At 71.3% G+C, this 21,761-nt stretch carries 16 protein-coding genes and 2 pseudogenes; 2 read left to right on the forward strand and 16 right to left on the reverse strand.

Annotated features, from left to right (window positions below; translation table 11 throughout):
• Window positions 1-562 precede the first annotated feature (562 nt).
• Both L3078_RS16635 and L3078_RS16640 read left to right on the forward strand, forming a co-directional pair.
• Window positions 563-2,368 (forward strand): glycoside hydrolase family 3 protein, encoded by a 1,806-nt coding sequence (locus tag L3078_RS16635; RefSeq protein ID WP_239754544.1) that lies wholly within the window; start codon window positions 563-565, stop codon window positions 2,366-2,368.
• Window positions 2,369-2,581: 213 nt separating this feature from the next.
• A complete protein-coding gene (locus L3078_RS16640; protein WP_239754546.1) occupies window positions 2,582-3,247 on the forward strand; it encodes a hypothetical protein in 666 nt (221 codons plus the stop codon).
• Window positions 3,248-3,343: 96 nt separating this feature from the next.
• Here L3078_RS16640 and L3078_RS16645 read toward each other — a convergent pair.
• The 16 genes and pseudogenes from L3078_RS16645 to L3078_RS16720 all read right to left on the reverse strand — a co-directional run.
• Window positions 3,344-3,484, reverse strand: a pseudogene (locus L3078_RS16645) (hypothetical protein); the annotation flags it as partial.
• Window positions 3,485-4,268: 784 nt separating this feature from the next.
• Complete coding sequence (locus L3078_RS16650; protein ID WP_239754548.1) at window positions 4,269-4,670, reverse strand: hypothetical protein; 402 nt, start codon at window positions 4,668-4,670, stop codon at window positions 4,269-4,271.
• A 12-nt stretch (window positions 4,671-4,682) separates the two neighbouring features.
• The gene (locus L3078_RS16655) at window positions 4,683-5,174 is read right to left on the reverse strand and encodes a hypothetical protein (RefSeq protein ID WP_239754550.1); all 492 of its coding nucleotides are present in this window, start codon (window positions 5,172-5,174) and stop codon (window positions 4,683-4,685) included.
• Window positions 5,175-5,305: 131 nt separating this feature from the next.
• Window positions 5,306-5,686, reverse strand: a complete 381-nt coding sequence (locus L3078_RS16660; protein ID WP_239754552.1) for a hypothetical protein — start codon at window positions 5,684-5,686, stop codon at window positions 5,306-5,308.
• 215 nt (window positions 5,687-5,901) lie between these two features.
• A pseudogene (locus L3078_RS16665) lies at window positions 5,902-6,060 on the reverse strand (aminopeptidase); the annotation flags it as partial.
• Between the two features lie 140 nt (window positions 6,061-6,200).
• Window positions 6,201-6,581, reverse strand: a complete 381-nt coding sequence (locus L3078_RS16670; RefSeq protein WP_239754553.1) for a hypothetical protein — start codon at window positions 6,579-6,581, stop codon at window positions 6,201-6,203.
• A gap of 133 nt (window positions 6,582-6,714) precedes the next feature.
• Window positions 6,715-10,500 carry an ABC transporter ATP-binding protein gene (locus L3078_RS16675; protein ID WP_239754554.1) on the reverse strand — a complete coding sequence of 1,262 codons (3,786 nt, stop codon included), beginning with the start codon at window positions 10,498-10,500 and terminating at the stop codon, window positions 6,715-6,717.
• Between the two features lie 316 nt (window positions 10,501-10,816).
• Window positions 10,817-12,049 (reverse strand): MFS transporter, encoded by a 1,233-nt coding sequence (locus L3078_RS16680; protein WP_239754555.1) that lies wholly within the window; start codon window positions 12,047-12,049, stop codon window positions 10,817-10,819.
• On the reverse strand, window positions 12,046-13,389 hold the full coding sequence (locus L3078_RS16685; protein WP_239754556.1) for an amidohydrolase family protein: 1,344 nt from the start codon (window positions 13,387-13,389) through the stop codon (window positions 12,046-12,048). Before L3078_RS16685 ends, L3078_RS16680 begins: the two co-directional genes overlap by 4 nt.
• Window positions 13,386-14,639, reverse strand: a complete 1,254-nt coding sequence (locus L3078_RS16690; protein WP_239754557.1) for an ATP-grasp domain-containing protein — start codon at window positions 14,637-14,639, stop codon at window positions 13,386-13,388. The genes L3078_RS16685 and L3078_RS16690 overlap by 4 nt, the downstream gene beginning before the upstream one ends.
• Window positions 14,640-14,714: 75 nt before the next feature.
• Window positions 14,715-15,689: a transketolase family protein gene (locus L3078_RS16695; protein ID WP_239754558.1), complete on the reverse strand. Its 975-nt coding sequence runs from the start codon at window positions 15,687-15,689 to the stop codon at window positions 14,715-14,717.
• A complete protein-coding gene (locus tag L3078_RS16700; RefSeq protein WP_239754559.1) occupies window positions 15,686-16,507 on the reverse strand; it encodes a 1-deoxy-D-xylulose-5-phosphate synthase N-terminal domain-containing protein in 822 nt (273 codons plus the stop codon). The genes L3078_RS16695 and L3078_RS16700 overlap by 4 nt, the downstream gene beginning before the upstream one ends.
• Window positions 16,504-18,495: a M20/M25/M40 family metallo-hydrolase gene (locus L3078_RS16705; protein WP_239754560.1), complete on the reverse strand. Its 1,992-nt coding sequence runs from the start codon at window positions 18,493-18,495 to the stop codon at window positions 16,504-16,506. The genes L3078_RS16700 and L3078_RS16705 overlap by 4 nt, the downstream gene beginning before the upstream one ends.
• On the reverse strand, window positions 18,492-19,565 hold the full coding sequence (argC, locus tag L3078_RS16710; RefSeq protein ID WP_239754563.1) for an N-acetyl-gamma-glutamyl-phosphate reductase: 1,074 nt from the start codon (window positions 19,563-19,565) through the stop codon (window positions 18,492-18,494). Before argC ends, L3078_RS16705 begins: the two co-directional genes overlap by 4 nt.
• On the reverse strand, window positions 19,558-20,877 hold the full coding sequence (locus L3078_RS16715) for a DegT/DnrJ/EryC1/StrS family aminotransferase (protein ID WP_239754565.1): 1,320 nt from the start codon (window positions 20,875-20,877) through the stop codon (window positions 19,558-19,560). The genes argC and L3078_RS16715 overlap by 8 nt, the downstream gene beginning before the upstream one ends.
• Window positions 20,874-21,530: a PLP-dependent aminotransferase family protein gene (locus L3078_RS16720; protein WP_239754566.1), complete on the reverse strand. Its 657-nt coding sequence runs from the start codon at window positions 21,528-21,530 to the stop codon at window positions 20,874-20,876. Before L3078_RS16720 ends, L3078_RS16715 begins: the two co-directional genes overlap by 4 nt.
• Between the last annotated feature and the right edge of the window lie 231 nt (window positions 21,531-21,761).

Raw genomic sequence — 21,761 nt, forward strand, 5'->3', positions numbered from 1 at the left:
GGGGCGCCTAATAGCTCGGGGGTTCGGGTTCGTCGGCGAGTGCGGGCGCGTGGGGGCTGGTCGCGCAGTTCCCCGCGCCCCTGAAAAGCCGGGGCTGCGCCCCGTGCTTTTCACCGCCGCAGCCCCGCCGCTTTCCAGGCCCGCAGGGCCTGGGCTTTTAGGGGCGCGGGGAACTGCGCGAGCAACCACGAATCACCCGCACCCGCCAACGAACCGGCACCCCCCGAGCTCCCAGGCGCCCCACCCACCCCACCCGTACCGAATTCAGGAAACCCGCCCCTCCCCGGGAACCCGAACCCACCCCGCCCCGTCCAACCCGCATGCCGCCGGATGAGTCTCCGCAGTGCGGTGTCGGCCTCGCTGCTGGCTGCGATCGCTGACCTACCCTCTCCGCCGCCTGCGGCCGGCCGCACGCCGTCACCGGCGCGCCCCCCTCCACAGCGCCGGTGACGGCCCCTCAGCACCCCTGCACCCGCGTCGCGTTCCCTTGACCGGAAGAAACTTCCCGGATAATCGTGACACCTTGGAAGTTTCCTTCAGTCCTCCGGAAGGAGCGACGCACGTGCCCACCAGACGTACCGTTCTCGCCGCCACCGCAGGCGTCACCTCGGCCCTGGCCCTCGGCACCGACGCCCAGGCCGGCCCCCACCCCCACGACGACAAGAGGCTCCGCGCCCTCGTCGCGCGCATGAGCCTCGAGGAGAAGGTCGGCCAGCTCTTCGTGATGCGGGTCTACGGGCACTCGGCGACCGCCCCGGACCAGGCCGACATCGACGCCAACCTCCAGGAGCTGGGCGTCCGCACGGCCGCCGAGCTGCTGGAGAGGTACCGCGTCGGCGGGATCATCTACTTCTCCTGGGCGCACAACACCCGCGACCCGCACCAGATCGCCGCCCTCTCCAACGGCATCCAGCGGGCCTCCCTCGCCCTCCCCCGGGGCCTGCCCGTCCTCGTCTCCACCGACCAGGAACACGGCATCGTGGCCCGCGTCGGCAAGCCCGCCACCCTGCTGCCGGGCGCGATGGCCCTCGGCGCGGGCGGCTCCCGCGCGGACGCCCGCGAGGCCGCCCGCGTCGGCGGAGCCGAACTGCGGGCGATCGGCGTCCGCCAGGACTACGCCCCCGTCGCCGACGTGAACGTCAACCCGGCCAACCCCGTCATCGGCGTACGCTCCTTCGGCGCCGCCCCGGACGCGGTCGCGGGGCTGGTCGCCGCGCAGGTGAAGGGGTACCAGGGGGCCGGGGTCGCGGCGACCGCCAAGCACTTCCCGGGCCACGGGGACACGGCCGTCGACAGTCACTACGGCTTCCCGGTCATCGAGCACACCCGGGAGCAGTGGACCGCCCTGGACGCCCCGCCGTTCCGCGCCGCGATCCGCGCAGGCATCGACTCGATCATGACCGCGCACATCATGGTCCCCGCGCTGGACCCCTCCGGCGACCCGGCCACCCTCTCCCGCCCGATCCTCACCGGCATCCTGCGCGAACAGCTCGGCTACGACGGGGTCGTGGTCACCGACTCGCTCGGCATGCAGGGCGTGCGGGAGAAGTACGGGGACGACCAGGTGCCGGTGCTGGCGCTGAAGGCGGGCGTGGACCAGCTCCTCAACCCGCCCTCGATCGACGTGGCGTGGAACGCGGTCCTCGCCGCCGTGCGCTCCGGCGAACTGACCGAGGCGCGGCTCGACGAGTCGATCCTGAGGATCCTGCGGCTCAAGGCGAAGCTCGGACTGTTCGAGCGGCCGTACGTCAGTGACGCCGGTGTCGACCGGGTCGTGGGGATCCGGCGGCATCTGGAGACCGCCGACCGGATCGCCGAACGGACCACCACCCTCCTGGTCAACGAGGGTTCGCTGCTGCCGCTGTCCCGGCGCACGCACCGGAACGTGCTGGTGGTGGGCGCCGACCCGGCCTCCCCGTCGGGCACCACGGGACCGCCGACGGCCGTCCTCGCCGCCGAACTCGCCTCCCTGGGCTTCACGGCCACCAGCCTGTCGACCGGTACGGCACCCACCGAGGCCCTCGTCGAACAGGCCGTGGCGGCGGCCCGGGGCAAGGACGCGGTGGTCGTGGCGACGTACAACGTGACGGCGGACAGCACCCAGCGGACCCTGGTCGCGCGACTGCTCGCCACCGGGGTGCCGGTCGTGGCCGTCGCGATCCGCAACCCGTACGACGTGGCCCAACTCACCCGGGTGAAGGGCTACTTGGCCGCGTACTCCTGGACGGACGTCGAGGTGCGGGCGGCGGCCCGGGTCCTGGCCGGGCGGGTGGCACCGCGCGGGAAGCTGCCGGTGCCGGTGCAGCGGGCCGACGAACCGGCGAAGACGCTGTACCCGATCGGGCACGGCCTGACGTACGGACCCTGACGCGCGCCACCCGTGTACGGCACTGGTGTACGGGACCGGCGTACGGCACCGGCATACGGCCCTGACCTGCGGACCCCGGCGTAAGGCCGCTGACGTACGGGGCCTACGTCGCACTCCTCGCGCACCACCCCCAACAGGCGCAAAGCGCACGGTATGTCTGGCGTGGCCCTCGACGTGGGGTCACGCTGGACGGGGGTTCATCGGGGGGTGGCCATGCGCGGGGTGTGTCTCGTTCGACAGGTGTGCACAGGGGTGCTCCTGGCTGCCGTCGTGCTCGCCGTGGCGGCGCTCTCCGGGTGCCAGGCCTGGTCGGGCGGGGTCGGCGAGGGGGCGGAGGAGCGGGCGGCCGCGACCACGACCGGCACCCCGACCCGGCCGACCGGGTACGGGACGGTGTTCCTCGGGGTCGACGAGTGCAGTTCGTTCGGGACGACCAGCTTCACCGAGGTGCCCTGTGCGAGCGAGCGGGCGGCCGCCCGGGTCGTGGCCCGACACGAGGGCCGGGTCGGACAGGGGCCGCTGTGTCCGCCGACCACCGACTTCGTCCTGCACATCAGCGAGTCCACCGACGAACGGGACGGCTACGACGAGGACGGCGACGGTTCCGTACCGCAGGGCTACGCCTGCATGCGGGGGCTCCAGCCGCCGCACCCGGGTGACCCCGGCGGCGGTGGCGGCCCCCGCACCATCGTCGGCGACTGCGTCTACGGCGCCGGCCGGGGCGAGGTCCGCGAGACCGCCTGCGACGGCGGCGGCAAGAACGCCCCCGAGTACGAGGTGACGACGGCCGTCGACAGCGAGGCACAGTGTCCGGCCGGCACCGATCTGTACGTGCGGCTGGGCGGCAGCCGGCCGGTGGGGTGCGCGGTACCCGTGTGACAGGAGTCGAGCCCCGGGCCGCTGGTCGGCGGCCCGGGGCTCGGCTTCTGTGCTGCTGTCTGCTGTGCTGTTGTGCTGCTCTGACGCTCAGGCGTCCTACGGCCGCAGCGCGGGCTCCCGCTCGACGTCACGCTTGTCGAGCTTGGAGTCGAACTTCGCCAGCGGCTTCGCCTTGCTCGGGTCCTGCTGGACGGCGGCCGGGGCGACGCCCGCCCACTTCAGGATCCGTTGTTCCGCTCGCCGCAGGCATCCCGACCACCTCAACTGCGAGAGGCCACTTCAGGAGCAGTTAATGGACAACGAGATACAGCTGATTGGCGACGGTGACGGACTGGCAGTCATCGCGAACGCTACGGGCGCCGAACTTTTCCTCGTTTCGGAGGGACCGTCATCAATGGACCGTGAACCAAAAAGACCCAGTGACCCATCCAGATATTTCTCGTCCTGAGGGTTTAAGGAATAGGTTCAGAATGCCCGGCGGCAGCTTTTTTATTTCTTCGTCGGCGGATGACAGAGCGCGGAGGTAGACGGGTTGATGAACACCTCGGCGCTGCCCCGCCCAGTCCATTGACCTTGCAGTGCGGACTTGCGCCAGAAGTTCCGATGCTTCTTTACTGGCAGGCCTGTGGGTACTGAGACTCATCAGGCGACGACGTTTGGATACTGCATGTCGAGATACACCGCAATGTCCATCGATCTCGATGCCCACGAGTCCGCGGTCGAAGAGTTCCGCAAGTCCGATGCGTTCGGAAGGGATTGCTACTTTGAGTGCGATCGTCTGGCAGAAGCGTCAATCAAATTGACGCTTCTGCTGTGCTCTACGGCGACCTGCCACGTGATTGCCCCCACGGGCGATAAGGGAACGGCAGTGTCATGAGAATCGCCTACGAAAGTCGGCCGAACTCCGCCTAGATGGAATTCCCAAGAAGAGGTCAGCTGCAGCTGCGATGTCTGGGCAGAGGCGACACATGCGAGACTCCGCTGGGACCGAATGGTGCCCGGCGGAGTCTCGCAGGGTTTCTCAGGGGATAACCGGAGTGTCGTAGGTGACGTCCACTTCCTCGTCTATGAACCCCTCACTGTCGGTTGTCACGGTGTGTTCGTCACCGACATCGGTGGGCGGTGGCTCGACGGGGCACCGCGCACAGTGAGGAATCGGCTCGTAGTCAGGGTCTGGCGTGATGGAGTCAACCGTGACCGGGTTGCCGGCAGAGTCCGTGAGGAGTTCGCCGTCGGGACCGACTACGGTCATCTCGCTCGGCATCAGACTCTCGTCAACCTGTCCGTTTTCGCTGACCCACTCGGGCTGTGGCGGAGGCGGAGGTATGTCAGATGCCGTGGCGGTCAGCGCTCCTGTCGCGAACAACGCTGAGGCCACCGCTGCGACGACGATTATGCGAGCTCTATTCATGACGTGATTCATCCCCCGCTGTGTTTACGGCTCGATGTAGTGAGATCCGGACCAGATGCTGTACGCGCCGTGCCAGGATCCGGAGTAGTAAACCTTTGACCACGCCTTCGTGGCATAGTACCCTCCGCCGCACGGAGGATAAATCGGGTAGGTCTTAGAGGCCCTGAGCACGTTCGTCGTGGAGGTGTTGTACTTCCACCCGATCGAGCGGCACAAGCTCCAGCCGGACGAGGTCTTCTTGTAATAAGACCACTTCGTGGCGAGGTTTCCCGGCAGGCGATTCCAGCTCCAGATGCAAGTCGTCGGGATACCGTAGTCGTCCGAGGCGAGCCCTCTCGACTGTACGTATCCCCCGCCGTTGGCCCCGTGGGAGACCTCGGACCGCGTGTACAGACACTTCGAACTGTCCGTGTTCGACCACACTTCATCCGCCGCGTAAACGTAGTGGGCACTGGCGCTAGTGGCGGTGACAAACGTGAGCGCCAACGCTCCGGCCAGCGCCAGGAGCCCACGCACGAACCCCTGTCTCCATTGCGCCTGTCTCGTCTTTGTCTCCAAAACAACCCCCCCTTGTATCGGCCGGATGGTCGACACAGCATGGCATAACTCGCTCACTGAAGCGACAACTTAGGCCGAAATAAATTCAGTCAGCACAAGCGTTTACGGGCGGCCTCCTGGCGCAGGAACGCAAAAGCACCTTCATCCTGCCCCATTTGCGCAACAAAGGATTCTTTGTCACGCGGTGAGGTGCCTTTGCAGAAGTCCAACCGGTCGCCATCGATGAGCATGTCCAGGCCGCCCCGGTCCGCCGAGATCGCACTCGCCCTCCACTTACGGCCTGCCTTCGTGTCCGGGGCCTTCTCCAGGACGTCGTCCAGGTAGAAGACCTCCGCCTCACTCAGGGAGTCGACATCGATGCCGACGACGGTATGCGGGTAGGGGGTCGAAGTTGCGCCGCCTTCCGTTGGAACACACGCTGCGAGCGACACAAGAACTGCTATGAGGGCGGCTGCAGTGGGGTGTCTCATGCGCGGACGATAGCAGCAGCACGTGCATCGGCCCGTCGCCCCCGGCAGCGGTGCCTACTGCCTTCCGGTAGGAATCAAGCTGAATAGGTGGACCGGAGTGGCCACCCGGCCGGCGCGCGGCCGGGATAGCGCCTCGCCGGGCTCTCCGTGACAGTTCGGTGCGGAGAAGCCAGCCTTGCCGCACTCCGGTCAGACCGCTTCCGAGCGCCCCGCTACGGCTTCTCCTCGATGAGGCTCACGCCCGGTATCGCGAGCAGTCGGTCCTTGATGTCGGCGGTGCCCGACGACGACCCGGCGGCGTTGGCCGCCCCCGCCGTGCCCAGTGTGCCGATGAGCACCACGAGCGACAGCACCCACCTGAGTGCTTTGCGCATGCGTTTCTCCCCTATGCAGCGGCTGTGCGCCGGAAGCTATCGGAGCGGCCGCCGGGGCACCAGGGAAGAAAGGGGCCAACTGGACTGCTTTCAGCCGCAGATGGGAGCGATAGGGAAAACCCTGTGCGGCGCGGGGAGGTTCAGCGCAGGATCCAGCCCGAGTCGAAGCTCTCGCCGCCGGCGCGGGCCTTGATCCGCACGGCGCGGCGGCCGGCGTGGACCGTCACGGGACCGGTGGGACTCGCCTCGTTGCGGACCCAGCGCCCGCCCCTGGCCCGGATGCGGATCGCGCCCTTGCGGACCTGCTTCCCGGGCACGAGGACGACGCACACATAGCGGCCGCCCTTGCGGTAGACCCGTACAGTTCCGGTGTCGAAGGTCAGCGTGCGCACCTTGCGGCCGGGACAGGACGTGGCGGCGGCCTCCGCGCTCGCCACCGGGCCCGCCAGGGTCAGCAGACCGGCGATCGTCAGCACGGCCAGTACGAGCGCCGTCGGCCGACGCGTTCCCCGCCTGATCACCCGCTGCCCCTCCCGTCCCCAGACCGTACTGATGTACGGACGCACGCCCCCCGCCGGAAGGTTGCACGCGCGGGGCGGAACGTCCTCGAAGGTCCCCTACGGCCCCCTGTGGCCGGTCCGCTGCCGCCGGTCGCTACGTCCGCAGCGCCGGCTCGCCCACGAAGGTGCGCCAGAGGGCGGCGTACCGGCCGTCGCGGGCCAGCAGTTCGTCGTGGGTGCCGTCCTCGGCGACCCGGCCGTGGTCCATCACGACGACGCGGTCGGCACGGGCGGCCGTGGTGAGGCGGTGGGCCACGACCAGGGTCGTCCGGCGGCCGGCGAGGCGGTCGGTGGCGTGGTTGACCTGGGCCTCGGTGGCCAGGTCCAGGGCCGCCGTCGCCTCGTCGAGGAGCAGGACGTCGGGGTCGACCAGCTCCGCGCGGGCCAGCGCGATCAGCTGGCGCTGTCCGGCGGAGAGGTTGCGGCCGCGTTCGGCGACCTCGTGGAGGTAGCCGCCGTCGAGCGTGGCGATCATGTCGTGGGCGCCGACGGCACGGGCGGCGGCCTCCACCTCGGCGTCGGTGGCCTCGGGGCGGCCGTAGGCGATGGCGTCCCGGATCGTGCCCTGGAACAGGTACGCCTCCTGCGGGACGACCCCGAGCCGGTGCCGGTAGGAGGTGAGGTCGAGGTCGCGCAGATCGGTGCCGTCGACCGTGACCCGCCCGCCGGTGGGGTCGTAGAAGCGGGCGACCAGCTTGACCAGCGTCGACTTGCCGGCGCCGGTCTCGCCGACGAAGGCGACGGTCTGCCCGGCGGGGATGGACAGCGTCACACCGCTGAGGGCCTCCTCGGCCTCGTCGGCGGTGCCGTACGCGAAGTCCACGCCCTCGAAGGCGATCTCGCCGCGCAGGGACAGCACCTCCAGGGGTTCGGGGGCCGCCTTGGTCGACGTCGGCTCCTGGAGGAGTTCCTGGATGCGGCCCAGGGAGACGGTGGCCTGCTGGTAGCCGTCGAAGACCTGGGAGAGCTGCTGGACGGGGGCGAAGAAGAGGTCGATGTAGAGGAGGTAGGCGACCAGGGCGCCGGTGGTGAGGGTGCCCGCGTCGACGCGGTGGGCGCCGACGATCAGGACGGCCGCCGCGGCGGCCGAGGACAGGAACTGCACGAACGGGAAGTAGAGCGAGATCAGCCACTGGCCGTGGACGCGGGCCCGGCGGTAGCTGTCGCTGCCGGCCGCGAAGCGCTCGCCGCCCGTGCGCTCGCCCCGGAACGCCTGCACGATCCGCAGCCCGGCCACCGACTCCTGGAGGTCCGCGTTGACCACGGACACCCGCTCGCGGGCCAGTTCGTACGCCTTCACGCTCGCGCGGCGGAAGAAGACCGTACAGACGATCAGCGGCGGGAGCGTGGCGAAGACGACGAGGGCGAGCTGGACGTCGATCACGACCAGGGCGACCATGATCCCGAAGAAGGTGACGACGGAGACGAACGCGGTGACCAGTCCGGTCTGCAGGAAGGTCGAGAGCGCGTCGACGTCGGTCGTCATCCGCGTCATGATCCGGCCGGTCAACTCCCGCTCGTAGTAGTCGAGTCCGAGGCGCTGGAGCTGGGCGAAGATCTTCAGGCGGAGCGAGTAGAGGACGCGTTCGCCGGTGCGGCCGGTCATCCGCATCTCACCGACCTGGGCCGCCCACTGCGCGAGGACCGCGACCAGCCCCAGCAGGGACGCGGCCCACACCGCGCCGAGGGCCGCCTGGGAGACGCCGTCGTCGATGCCGTGCCGGATCAGCACCGGCAGCAGCAGGCCCATGCCCGCGTCGACGGCGACCAGGGCCAGGCTGAGGAGGAGGGGCAGGCCGAAGCCGCGCAGCAGCCGCTTCAGGCCGTACGACTCCTCCGGCGCGACCGCGCGGGCCTCGTCGATGCCGGGGGTGTCGGTCGCCGGGGGCAGCGCCTCCACCTGGGCGAGGAGTTCGGGGGTGGCGGGGGTGCCGTCGAAGGCGGTGTCCCGGGGCTCCCGGTCGCCCGTCCACAGCCGGGGCGTGATGCCGCGCTCGGCGTCGAACTCGGCGTCCAGCTCGTCCCGTATCGAGTCGCGTGCGGCGGAGTCCTCGGTCTTGGCGAGCGAGGTGGTCGGGGTGTGGCCGGGCGAGACGCCGCCCAGTTCGTCGGGGTCGGTGAGCAGTCGGCGGTAGAGGGCGGAGCGGCGCTCCAGCTCCTCGTGGGTGCCGATGTCGGCGAGGCGGCCCTCGTCGAGGACGGCGATGCGGTCGGCGAGGCCGAGGGTGGAGCGGCGGTGGGCGATGAGGAGGGTGGTGCGGCCCTCCATGACGTGGGCCAGCGCCTCGTGGATCTCGTGCTCCACGCGGGCGTCCACCGCCGAGGTCGCGTCGTCGAGGACGAGCAGGCGCGGGTCCGTGAGGAGGGCGCGGGCGAGGGCGATCCGCTGGCGCTGGCCGCCGGAGAGGGTGAGGCCGTGCTCGCCGACCTTGGTGGCGTAGCCCTCCGGCAGCTCGGCGATGAAACGGTCCGCCTGAGCGGCGCGGGCGGCGGTCTCGATCTGCTCGTCGGTCGCGTCGGGGCGGCCGTAGGCGATGTTGGCGCGCACGGTGTCGGAGAAGAGGAAGGAGTCCTCGGGGACGAGTCCGATCGCGGCCCGCAGCGAGTCCTGCGTCAGCTCGCGGACGTCGTGGCCGCCGATGAGGACGGCGCCGCGCGTCACGTCGTAGAAGCGGGGCAGGAGGAGCGAGACGGTCGACTTGCCGGAGCCGGAGGAGCCGACGACGGCGAGGGTCTCGCCGGGCCGGATCTCGAAGCTGAGGCCGTCGAGGACCGGGGTGGTCCTGCCGTCGGGCCCCTCGTACCCGAAGGAGACGTCGTCGAACTCGACGGTCGCGGGCGCGTCGGCGGGGAGGGTCTTCGTGCCGTCGGTGAGCGTCGGCTCGGTGTCGATCAGCTCCAGGACGCGTTCCGTGCCGGCGCGGGCCTGCTGGCCGACGGTGAGGACCATCGCGAGCATGCGGACCGGGCCGACCAGCTGGGCGAGGTAGGTGGAGAAGGCGACGAACGTACCGAGCGTGATGTGGCCCCGGACGGCCAGCCAGCCGCCGAGCGCCAGCATGGCGACCTGGCCGAGGGCGGGGACGGCCTGGAGGGCGGGGGTGTAGCGGGAGTTGAACCGGATGGTCCGCAGCCGGCCCGCGAAGAGCCGCCGCCCGACCTCACGCAGCTTGCCGGTCTCCTGCTCCTCCTGTCCGAACCCCTTCACCACGCGTACGCCGCTGACGGCGCCGTCGACCACGCCCGCGACGGCGGCGGCCTGGGCCTGGGCGTACCAGGTGGCGGGGTGCAGCTTGGTGCGGCTGCGCTGGGCGATCCACCACAGGGCGGGCGCGACGGCGACCGCGACCAGGGTGAGCGGGAGGGACAGCCACGCCATGATCACGAGGGAGATCAGGAACAGCAGGATGTTGCCGATGGTCATCGGCAGCATGAAGAGCAGGCCCTGGATCAGTTGGAGGTCGCTGGTGGCGCGGCCGACGACCTGGCCGGTGGACAGCTCGTCCTGACGGCGGCCGTCGAGGCGGGTGATCGTGCCGTACATCTCCGTCCGCAGGTCGTGCTGGACGTCGAGGGCGAGGCGGCCGCCGTAGTAGCGGCGGATGTAGGTGAACACGTAGACGAGGAGGGCGGCGCCGATCAGGGCCGCCGCCCAGGGCGCCATGTCCCGGGTCTTGTCCCCGATCACGTCATCGATGATCACCTTGGTGATCAGGGGTACCAGGGCCATCACGGCCATACCGGCCAGTGACGAGCCGAGGGCGAGGATCACGTCCTTGGGGTACCGCCAGGCGTATCCGGCCAGTCTGCGCGCCCAACCTCGGTCGCCCCCCTGCTGCGCTACCACGCCGGTGCCCTCCGTTCGTCCTGGTCTCCGCATGAGACCAACACGGCGGGAGAGGGATTTCATCCCGCCGCAATATTTGGGGGCGCGTTTTGGCTCGGGGGGGGTGCCTGTTTCGTCGGCGGGTGCGGGTGAGTGGGGCTTCTCGCGCAGTTCCCCGCGCCCCTAAAAGACCAGGCCCCTGCGGGCCTGGAAGACCACGGCCCCGCAGGCCTGGAAAGCGACGGGGCTGCGGCCTGAAAAGCACGGGGCGCAGCCCCGGCTTTTCAGGGGCGCGGGGAACTGCGCGACCGGCCCCCACCGGAGCCGCACCCGCCGATGAAACGGGCACCCCCCGAGCTATGTGGCGCCCCTACGCCGGCGCCTCCGCTCGCTCCTCCTCCGCCGGCTCCGGGGCGGCGGCGGCCTCCGCCGACCCTTCGTCCCGGCTGAACAAGCAGACCGCGGCGCACCCCGCGGCGATCAGCGCGGCGATGTACCAGTTCGCGCCGGGGACGTCCCAGTTCAGGGCCAGGTCGAAGAGGAGGCCCGCCAGCAGGGAGCCGATCATGTTGCCGGCGCTGCGGAAGAAGTGCATCGCGCCCATGGCCTTGGCGAGGCGGTCCGCCGGGACCTTGCGGGCGACCCAGATGTCGAAGGAGGGGACGAAGAGGATCTCGCCCAGCACCACGGTGAGGCAGCCCACGACCACCCAGGGGGCGGTGCGGCCCGCGCCGAACGCCGTGAAGGCGACCGTCATGCCCGCGAGGCCCAGCGCCATCACCGCCCCCGGCCGCAGGTGCTTGATCAGGAACTTGAACAGCGGGTACTGGAGGACCAGCACCGTCAGGCCCGTGATCCAGAAGGGGGCCGACGGCGCCCATCCGGTCGCGTACTCCTCCATGTGCAGCGGGATGCCGACCATGAAGCCGATGGACAGGAACCAGAAGACGGCGGAGAGCAGGAAGTAGCGGGTGGCCCCGCGGACCTCGATGCCCTTGAAGACCGCCGTGCTCAGCAGGGGCACCCGGTCCACCGGCTTGTCCACGGCCCCGAAGCCGTCCCTCGGGATGAACGCCGACGACGCCAGGCAGAAGCCGATGAAGATGGCGAAGACGACGGAGAACAGGGTGCGCAGGTCGACGTCCGCGAGCAGACCGCCGGCCAGCGCGCCGCCGAAGAGCCCCACCTGCGCCGACATCTGGAAGGTCGAGAAGGCCTTCGGGCGCTCGTCGTCGGGGTACGAGACCAGGATGTTCTTCAGGCCGGGGAAGGCCGTGCCGGAGCCGAGGCCGATGAGGAAGGCCAGGACGGAGTAGACGACGACGCCGTCGCCGAAGCCCATCAGGAACAGGGCCACCGCCTCCGTCGCGGTGCCCGCGAACACCGCGCCCCGGATGCCGATCCGGGCCGCGACCCCCTCGTAGAAGAAGGTCGCGGCGAGGCGGCCCACGTAGGTCATGCACATCACGACCCCGGCCCAGAAGCCGCTGTCGGTGCCGCCGAGGGAGGCGACGAGTACGGGGAACCAGATGAAGTTCCCGATGTGGGCGAGGAAGATGCCGGCGTTCACGCCGATCAGAGCCCGCCTGCGTTCGATGGTCACGCGGCCGTTCCCTTCGGGTCGGACGGAGTACGGGGGGTGCGCAGGTCGGCTATCGCACGGGCCAGCGCGGGGCGGTCGATCTCCGTGCCCCGGACGACCGTGCGGACGGGCAGGGCCGACAGCGGGCGGTCGGGGGCGGAGGGGTGGAGGAGGTTGTACGTGGCGGGGGCGCCGGGGCTCAGGGGGTGCTCGCCCGTGGTGTCGCCGCTCAGCTCCGCGAAGTAGCGGCGGCCGCCCACCGTGGCCTGGTGGCGCAGCATCCCGTCCAGGGAGGTGTCGTCGCCGCGCAGCAGGTCCAGCTCGCTGAGCAGGGAGTAGCCGTGGTACGCGCCGGTGTTGCCGGAGTCGGTGCCGACGAGCAGGTCTCCCCGGCCGAGCGCCGCGAGGGCGTTGCGGCGCATGTCGGCGAGGGCGGCGGTGCGGGTCTCCTGGACGCCGTACTCGATGCCGTACGGCTTCTCGATGCCCTTGACGAAGTCGAGGTTGCGGACGTCCTGGGTCTCGACGAAGCCCTCGCGGGAGTATTCGGTCAGGAACTCCTCGCCGGTCATGATCATGGGGCGGAGGCCGGCCAGGGTGGACACGAAGCGCGCCCCCTCGAACTCCTTCCAGTCGACGTCGTCGAGGGTGCGGTCGCGCACGGTGTGGGCGAAGAGGCGGAAGCCGCACGCGTACGCCCAGCGGGTCTCCTGGAGGGTGTTGCAGTCGATGACGGCCGTGACACCGCGTTCCCGCGCCATGCGGGCGGTGAAGCGCAGGACCTTCTCCGACAGGCGGGAGAAGCGGACCGGGCTGCCGGGCTGTTCGGTGCCGTCGGTGAACATCACCTTCAGGAAGGTGCCGCCGCGTTCGGCGTTGGCGCGCAGGGCGTGGTCGAGGTCGGACTCGACGGCCAGCATGTGGACCGGCGCGGGGAACTCGACGCCGTGTCCGGTGCGGCCCGCCGCGTCGGTCGTCGCCGTCACCGCGTAGCCGCAGTGGACGATCTCCGGGTACGGCCACGGGGAGGCCTCGCGGCCGGCCGCCCAGGCGTCGGCGGCCAGCGGGAACCCGAACATGTCCACGACGTGGGTGACCCCGTGGTACAGGTACTGGAGGGCCACGATCCGGGGGTCCTCGACCGTGTCGTCCCAGTTCGCGGGGAGCGCGACATGGGCGTGGGTCTCGGTGTAACCCGGCCAGAGCTCGGGCTCGTCGCCCTGCCGGGGGCCGGTGGGGGTGAAGGCGGTGAAGAGGCCGTCCTCGGTCGTGACGTCGTAGCGCGCCCCGGGGTCGAGGGCCGGGACGGCCACCCCGTGCAGGGTGACCGTCCCCGTGCGGCCGCCCGCGGCCTCGCTCATCGGGCCACCTCGACCTTGAGACGCAGCTCGATGGCGTCCAGGGCCTCCTCGTTGCGCTTGTTGACCTCGTCGCGGTCGGCGCCGGTGAAGATGATGTGGCCGATCCAGTCGAAGTTGCTCTTGGACAGGCGGCTGACCTCGACGCCGGGCTTCTTGTAGGCGAGGGCGCTGTGGAAGCCGGGCAGGTCCGTCAGGCCGTCGAAGCCGATGGACTCGACCGTGCCGGCGACCGGGGAGCCGAACCAGTGGCCGCCCGCGATGGTCTCGCCCGGGAAAGGCAGTTCGGGGCGCTCGCCGAGGGCCTGGCGGATGACCTCCAGATAGGCGTCGACGCCGGAGCTGATCTGCATCAGGCTCGGCACGATGCCGCCGATGAGCCGACCGTTGACCTCGCACAGCACCGGACCGTCGGGGCCGAGCAGGAACTCGGTGTGGATGAAGCCGAAGTCGACGCCCAGCTCGTCCAGGACCTTGGTGGTCATCGCGAACAGCTCGTCCTGGAGCGGGTGTCCGGTGAAGTAGGTGGCGCCCATCTCGATGAAGTGCGGGAAGCCGCTCAGCGGGCGGTCGGTCAGACCGAGGTTGACGACCTCGCCCTTGCCGAGCACGCACGACTCCACCGAGATCAGCTCGCCGGTGACGAACTCCTCGATCAGGATGTCCGGGATGCGGACGACGCCGCGCCCGTAGTCGACGACCTCCGCCAGCTCGGCCAGGTACGCGGTCAGGTCGTCCTCGTCCTTCAGGTGCAGGACGTGCAGGCTGGCGGTGCCGTCGGACGGCTTCACCACGCAGGGGAAGCCGATCTCGCGGACGGCCGCCTCGACCTTCGTCGGGTCCGAGACGTGCGCGAAGCGCGGCTGCCGGATGCCCGTGCCGTCGAGGGTGAGGCGGGTCAGGTGCTTGTGGCGGGCGTTGCGGGCGCCGTCGACGCTCATGCCGGGCAGGCCGAGCGCCTCGGCGACGGCGGCGGTGTGGACGGTGTGGTACTCGCTGTACGTGGTGACGCCGTGCACGGGGCGCTCGGCGTGGACCTCGCGCGCCAGGGCGGTCAGCTCCTCGATGGAGAAGGCCTTCTCGCTCTTGATGACCTGGCAGTTGGGGTGCGCGTAGGCGGCCTCGGTGAGCGGGGAGACGGCGAGGTAGAAGTCGGGGTCGACCGAGACGAGGGTGACGTCGTGGCCGAGGTCCAGGGCGTTGGCGATACCGGCCATGCCGTTCGGGTTGCACTCGATCATGAGGATGTGCATGTCAGGGCTCCTTGAAGAGGCTGGTGGGGGCGATCAGTTCGGGGGCGCGGCCGGCGAGTGGCGCGGGCGGCGCGGTCAGCGGGCGGCGCGGTGCAGCGCGTCGAGTACGGCGGGCAGGTCCAGGCCCAGCGCGGCCATGACCTCCTCGTGGTCGCCGCCCTGGGAGGGCCAGCTGCGGTCCGCGCTCACGGACGTGACCTGGCAGGCCGGCAGCAGCAGGGCGAGCGCCTCGGCGATTCCGCCCTGGCCCCGGTGCTCCTCCACGACCACGAACCGGGAGTGGTGGCGGGCGAGTTCGGCGGCGGCCGCCGTCAGGTTGTCGTGGTCCAGATAGGTGAGGTGCGCGTGCGCGGTGCCGGGCGCGGCCCGCCGGGCGGCGAGGGCGAGGCGGGTGCCCTCCTCGCCCACCGAGACGAGGCAGACCGCGCCGGTGGCGTCGGCGGTGAACTCCCAGTTCACGAGCGGGAGTTCGGTGCCGCTCAACGGCAGGGACTCGTACCTCGCGTTGCGTCCCGTACGGATGTAGTGCGGACGTCCGGAGCGGACGGCCTCCCGTACGACCGCGCGCATCTCCGCGTCCCCGTACGGCGCCGCGATGGTCACGCCCGGCACGCTGCGCAGGATCGCCAGGTCCTCCAGGCAGTGGTGGGTGGTCCCGAACCAGGCACCCGAGACACCGGCGTACGGCGCCACGACCGTGACCCCGGCGGCGAGGTAGCCGAGGGTCAGCTTCAGGCTCTCCGCCGCGCGCAGGGCGGCGAACGGGGCGAAGGTGCTGATGAACGGCTTGTGACCGCCGGCCGCCAGCCCCGCCGCCATGTCGACCATCGCGCCCTCGGCGATCCCGAGGTTGAGGAAACGCTCCGGGTGGGCGGCCTGGAAGGGGTGTCCCTTGCCGCCCAGGTCCGCCTCCAGGCAGACGATCGTGTCGTCGGAGGCGGCGAGCCGGGTCAGCTCGTCCCGGTAGGCGTCGCGGCCGGAGAGGGTCACCGGTCGCTCGTCGGTGTCGGGCATCGGCCGCTCGGGCGCGGTGGTTGCCGTCGGGCTCATCGGATCGCTCGCTTCCACTTGGCGGCGCGCGCCTGGTCGATGGTCACGTAGTGGCAGGCGGCCTTGCCCTCGACGGCCCGTACGCCCTTGCCCTTGACGGTGTCGGCGACGACGGCGAGGGGGCGGCGGGCGGCCGTGCGGTCCTCGGCCAGCAGGGCGGTGAGGGCGCCCAGGTCGTGGCCGTCCACCTCGGTGACGTCGAACCCGAACGCGGCGAACCGCTCGGCGAGCCGGGGCAGCGGGGAGATGTCGGCGACCATGCCGTCGTTCTGGCCGCCGTTGCGGTCGACGACGAGGACGAAGTTGCCGAGCTGCTGTGCGGCGGCGACCTGGCAGGTCTCCCAGACCAGGCCCTCCTGCAGCTCGCCGTCCCCGGCGACCGCGATGCCGAGCCCGTGCCGCCCCCGCAGCCGCTGCGAGAGCGCCCAGCCGGCGGCGTACGGGACGCCGTGGCCGAGGCTGCCGGTGGGGAAGCGGACGCCGGGCACCTTGGGGCCGGGGTGGCCGGTGTAGGGGTGACCGGCGAGGCCGTACAGCGGGGCCGGGTTCTCCGGCAGGGCGCCGCTGACGTGCAGGGCCGCGTAGAGCCCGGCGGCCGCGTGGCCCTTGCTGAGCACGACCTCGGTGCCGTCGCCGGCGGAGGCCCGGTGCAGGGCGGCGATCAGGATGTCGAGCACGGAGAGGCTGCCGCCGAGGTGACATCCACGCGAACTCGCCGCCATGTCGACCACCAGCCGCCGGGCCTCGACGGCCCGTGCGGCGAGGGTGGCCGTCACGTCGGCGCCGACCTGGAGGTCTTCGAGTACGGCCGTGCTCATCGTCGGCTCCCCTCGGGCAGGTCGGGCAGGGCGGGTGGGGCGGTGAGGGCGAACCACCGCTGGACGGCGTCGGCCAGCAGGCTGCGGGCGGTGCGGTACTCCATGGGGTCGATGCGTTCCTCGTCGGTGTGGTCCAGGGAGGAGTCGCCGGGGCCGTACGCCACCATCGGGACGTCGTGCCAGGTGGTGGCCAGCGTGTTCATGTCGGACGTGCCCTTCTTCACCACGAAGCGGGGCCTGATCCCGGCCTGCGCGAAGGCCCGGGTGAAGACCTTCACCAGCGCGCCGGCGCGGCCTCCGGCGTGCCCCGGCGTGGCCCGCAGCACCTCGACGCGCACGTCGTCAGTGACATGACCGAGCGCGGCAGCCGTGAGCGCCGCCACGTCCACCTTGGGCGGCACCCGGAAGTTGAGGATCCCGACGGCGGTGGAGCGCTCGCGCCCGTTCTCCACGCGGACGTCGATGACCGCGCTGAGCGCGTCCGGCGCCTCGGCCAGCACCGACGCCCGGATGCGGCCGAGGACGTCGATCAGGTGGTCCGGCGCGGACACGGCGTCCATCCCGGCGGAGTGGCCGCTGGCCACGGACGCCGTGATCCGGAGCTTGAACAGCCCGAAGTAGCCGAGGGTCAGGGTCCCCGAGCCGCTGGGCTCGCCGATGACGACGGCGTCGGCCGGGTAGCGGTCACGGACGTGGAAGGCGCCCTTGGAGGAGGAGATCTCCTCCTCGACCGCGCCGACCACCCGCAGTTGCGCGTCCTCGGGGATGTCCGCGTGGGCGAGCACCTCCAGGAAGTTCGCCAGGCTGCCCTTGGCGTCGACACTGCCCCGCGCCCACAGTTCGCCGTCACGCCACTCGGCCGGCCAGTGGTGCGGGACCGTGTCGAGGTGGCCGAGGAGCAGCAGCCGCCGGGGGCCGTCGCCGCGCGTGGCGACCAGGTTGCCGACCTCGTCGACATGGGCGTCGATACCGCGCTCCCGGCACCACTCGGCCAGGTAGGCGGCGAGTTCGGCCTCGTCCCGCGACACCGACGGCACACAGGCGACCCGGGTGAGGAGCCCGAGGTCGGCCGCCGGTTCCTTCGTACGCCAGAAGCGGGTCCAGCCGGACGGCACGGCCATCGTGTGCGGGCCGGTGATGGCGATGTCGGCGCCGCTGTCGCGCATGGCGATCTCGGCGGCCCGCACCTTCTGCCGCATCCTGCCGCCCGCGTACTTCGCGCCCTCGCCCGGATAGGCGTCGAACAGCGTGGAGTCGGGGACGTCCGGGTCGGTCAGCAGTCCGGCGGTGCCGGTGACCAGCCGCAGATGGTCGGCGCCGAGCGCGCCGGTCAGCACGGCGGCGAGGACGTCGGCGTCCACGTTCAGCGGGGCGCCGCCCGCCGGGTCGGCCACCGGCGGCGACAGACAGACGACGTCGTACGCCTCCAGCAGCGCGGTCAGTCCGTCGACGTCGACGTCCGTCGGCACACCCGCCCGGTGGTCGCGCACGACCAGGGTGCGGCCCTCGCCGGAGACCGCCTTCAGCGGCCGGTTGGCCCTGCCGCTCACCAGCCCGCCGCGCGCGGCGACGGAGGTGAACACCGTGAGCCCGAGCGCGCGCAGCTCCCGCTCCACGGCGGGCAGCGTCACCCGCTCGTAGGCGTCGACCAGGTGCGTCATCTCCTCCGGCGGGCAGTACCGCACCAGGTCGCCGTTGGTCAGCCGCAGGTGGGGCATCGGCCGGTCGATCGCCGCGTAGTGCCGTTCGATCCCGGTGGCCCCACCGGCCACGAGCAGCACCCGGGCGCCCCGGGCCACCAGGTCGGCGAGCTCCTTGTGGAGGGTGCCGCGATCGAGCGTGGCGCTGCCGGCCTTGACGACGTAGAGGGGCCGGGTGGACGGGAGGGCGGGGGCGGCCGGGGACGCGGCCCGCGTGTCGGGGGCGGTGGCCGGGGCCGGGGCGGTTCGTGCTGTCGTCGTCACCGGGCGTTCCAGCTGGGTCGTCATGGGGACACCGCCGTGGTCGGCAGGCCGGAGGTCTCGTCGAAGCCGTGGATCAGGTTCATCGCCTGGACGGCCTGGCCCGCCGCGCCCTTGATCAGGTTGTCCAGGGCGGCGACGGCGACGACCTGGCTGCCCTGGACGGCGATGGCGACCTCGGCGACGTTGGAACCGACGACCGCCTTCAGCATCGGGAAGTCCTGCGGGGCCTTCGGCGCGGGGCGGACCCGGACGAACGGCTTGCCGACGTACGCCTTGGCGTAGGCCCGTTTGACGTCCAACGAGGTGACGCCGTCGCGGAGTTCGGCGTACGCGGTGACGAGGATGCCCCGGGCCACGTCCAGGCTGTGCGTGGAGAACCGCAGGTCCACGGCCGCGCCGGTGAAGTCGGCGATGGCCTGCCGGACCTCGGGGGCGTGCCGGTGCCCGTACAGCTTGTGGACCCGGAAGTTCCCGCTGCGCTCGGCGGGCGGCTCGCTGCCGCCCCGGCCGCCGCCGGTCGAGCCGGTCTTGGCGTCGACGACGACCCGGTCGGTGGCGAGCGGCTCGGCGCCGGCGAACAGGGGGTACAGGGCGTAGATCGTGGTGACGGCCATGCAGCCGGGCAGGTTCACGAACCGCCCCTCCGGCACGTCGCCGCTCAACTCCGGTACGTAGTAGGCGAAGTCCTCCAGCGGCGGGTGCTCGGCCGTCTTCGGATAGTGCGCCCGCACCTCGTCCTCGGTCCGCAGCCGGAAGTCGCCGCCGAGGTTCAGCACCCGCTTGGCGTGCGCCGCGATCAGCGGCAGCCGCTCGGGCAGCGCCCCGGTGGGCAGACAGCCGAAGGCGATGTCGACGGGGTCGGTGTCCGCCAGTTCGGCCAGCGGCCGGAACCTCAGCCCGCCCGCCTTCGGGTGGTTGCGCAGCCACGGGTGCACGCTGCCGATGGCGGCACCGGCGGCCCGCTCGGCGGACAGGAAGGCCAGTTCGACGTGCGGGTGTTCGAGGAGGAGTCGGATGACCTCTCCCCCGGTGTATCCGCTGGCGCCGATGACGGCGACGCGGATCTTCTGGTTCGGGTTCCCGATGTCAGCCAAGGCGGGCCGCCTTCTCGTACGGCCGCACGTAGTCGCGCTCCTGGACCAGCTTGCGGATGGCGTCGGGGCGGCGGGCGACCTTGCGGAAGGCGTCGGCGTAGCGCAGGATCCGCTCGTACTCGACCGGGGAGCGCAGCTCGCGGCAGAGGACGAGGGTGGAGTCGAGCATGCCGAGGGTGACGGGGAAGTCCTCCGGCCGGTGGTCGCGTACGGCGCCGGGGTTGAGGCTGAAGGGGTAGCCGTTGCCGAACCCGTCCCGGTGCTGGAAGGGCAGGTGGCACGGGATGGGCGTGTTCTGCCACTCCCGGGCCGGCACGCCCTCGGCGACCAGCAGCTCGTGCACGGCCTCCTTGACGGCGTGCACCGGCAGGTCGGCGAGGCCGACGGCCTCCGGGTGCAGCGTGATCCGGTACATGTTGTACGCGTGGACGTGCCCGTCCGGCACGTGCGGCGGCGTGAACAGCCCGGTCTCGCGCAGGGCGTCCCCGAGCAGCGCGGCGTTGCGGGCGCGGATCTCGTCGTAGTACGGCAGCCGCTTGAGCTGGCTGTTGCCGAAGGCGGCGGCGACCCAGGACATGCCGTAGTCGATGCCGTGCTCGGCGAGATAGGAGACGGCCCGCTCGTACGCCTCCTCGGTCGCGAAGAAGGCGATACCGCCCTCCCCGCCCAGCGGGAAGTTCTTGTCGGCCATCAGGCTCTGCCCGGCCGCGTCCCCGAACGATCCCGCGACCCGGTCGCCGATCTTCGCGGAGTGGGCGTGGGAGGCGTCCTCGACGAGGGCGATGCCGTGCCGGTCGGCGAGGGCACGCAGCGCGGGCACGTCGGCGGGCAGCCCGTGGACGTGCACGGGCATCAGGGCCCGGGTCCGCTCGGTGATCGCGGCAGCGGCGGCGGCCGGGTCCATGCAGTAGGTGACCGGGTCGATGTCGACGAACACGGGGACGGCGTGGGCCGCGACGACCGCCTGCGCGGTGGCGATGAAGGTGAACGCCGGCACGATCACCTCGTCACCGGGCCGCACCCCCGCGCCGACGAGCGCCATGTGCAGGCTGGAGGTGCCGCTGGCGGTGGGCAGCGCGAACCCGGCGCCCACGTACGCCCGGTAGGCCTCGGCGAAGTCGGCGACGACCTTCTCGGGCGCCTGCCGCTGCGCGAGCATCAGGTTGAACACGTCCTCCTTGGTGATGACCGGGAAGAGCGTGCGGCGGAGCGCCTTGGGGATGATCTCGGCGCCGCCGAGGGCGGCGAGTTCGTCGTCGAGTTCCGCCGGGTTCGGCAGCGGCAGCGGAGAGTTGGGAAAATCGGTGATCATGACTGGTTCGCTCCGGAGGTCGCGACGGGGCGGGTCTGGGCGCTCTGGGTCTGGGCCGCCTGGGTCAGGGCCATCCGCACACAGGCGGCGACCAGGGGACTGAGCCGGTAGTTGAACTGCACGCCGGGGACGAGGTCGGCGTCCGCCTCCTCCTGCGTCCACATCGTGCGCAGGTCGTAGGCGCCGAAGATCTTCAGCCGCTCGGCTCGGGCCCAGAGCTTCGGGTCGTCGGTGAGCACGGCGGCGGCCGGGCCGAAGCCGAGGCCGGTCAGGTCGACGACCAGGGCCGGCGCGGTGGCCCCCGCGGCCAGCTCGCCGAGCCGGTGGGCGTTGGACGGGTCCAGCGCGAGGTGGTCGTAGGCGGCGGGCTCGTCGTACGACGTCACGCGTACGCCCAGCCAGGCCAGGAACGCGGCGGTCTCCGCGTCGGGCTCCGCCAGGGCGACGCTGTCCCCGTGGCCGATCCCCTGACCGGCCAACGCGGCGTGTATCGCCCCGGTCCGGCTGTTGAGCAGCACGGCTTTGCTCCGCCGCGTCTTCTTCGTCAACAGCCGTTCCAGACCGGGCAGTTCCCGGTCACTCTTCTCGATGCTCATCACCACGCCCGAGGTCAGAACCCGGGTGAGCACGGTGGCGGTGTCGAACAGTTCCATAGGGTGTGGCCTCTCTGATTGGTTGCGTGGGGGGTGCGGGTCCGTTGGCGGGCGCCGGTCCGGTGGGGCTTCTCGCGCAGTTCCCCGCGCCCCTAAAAGACCAGGCCCTACGGGCCTGAAAAGCACGGGGCGCAGCCCCTGCTTTTCAGGGGCGCGGGGAACTGCGCGAGCAACCCCCACCGAACCCGCGGCCGACCACCGACCGCGGGGTCGAAGGGGCGGCAGCCCCTG

This window comes from Streptomyces deccanensis (genome assembly GCF_022385335.1).
In the GTDB taxonomy this organism is placed as follows: Bacteria; Actinomycetota; Actinomycetes; order Streptomycetales; family Streptomycetaceae; genus Streptomyces; species Streptomyces deccanensis.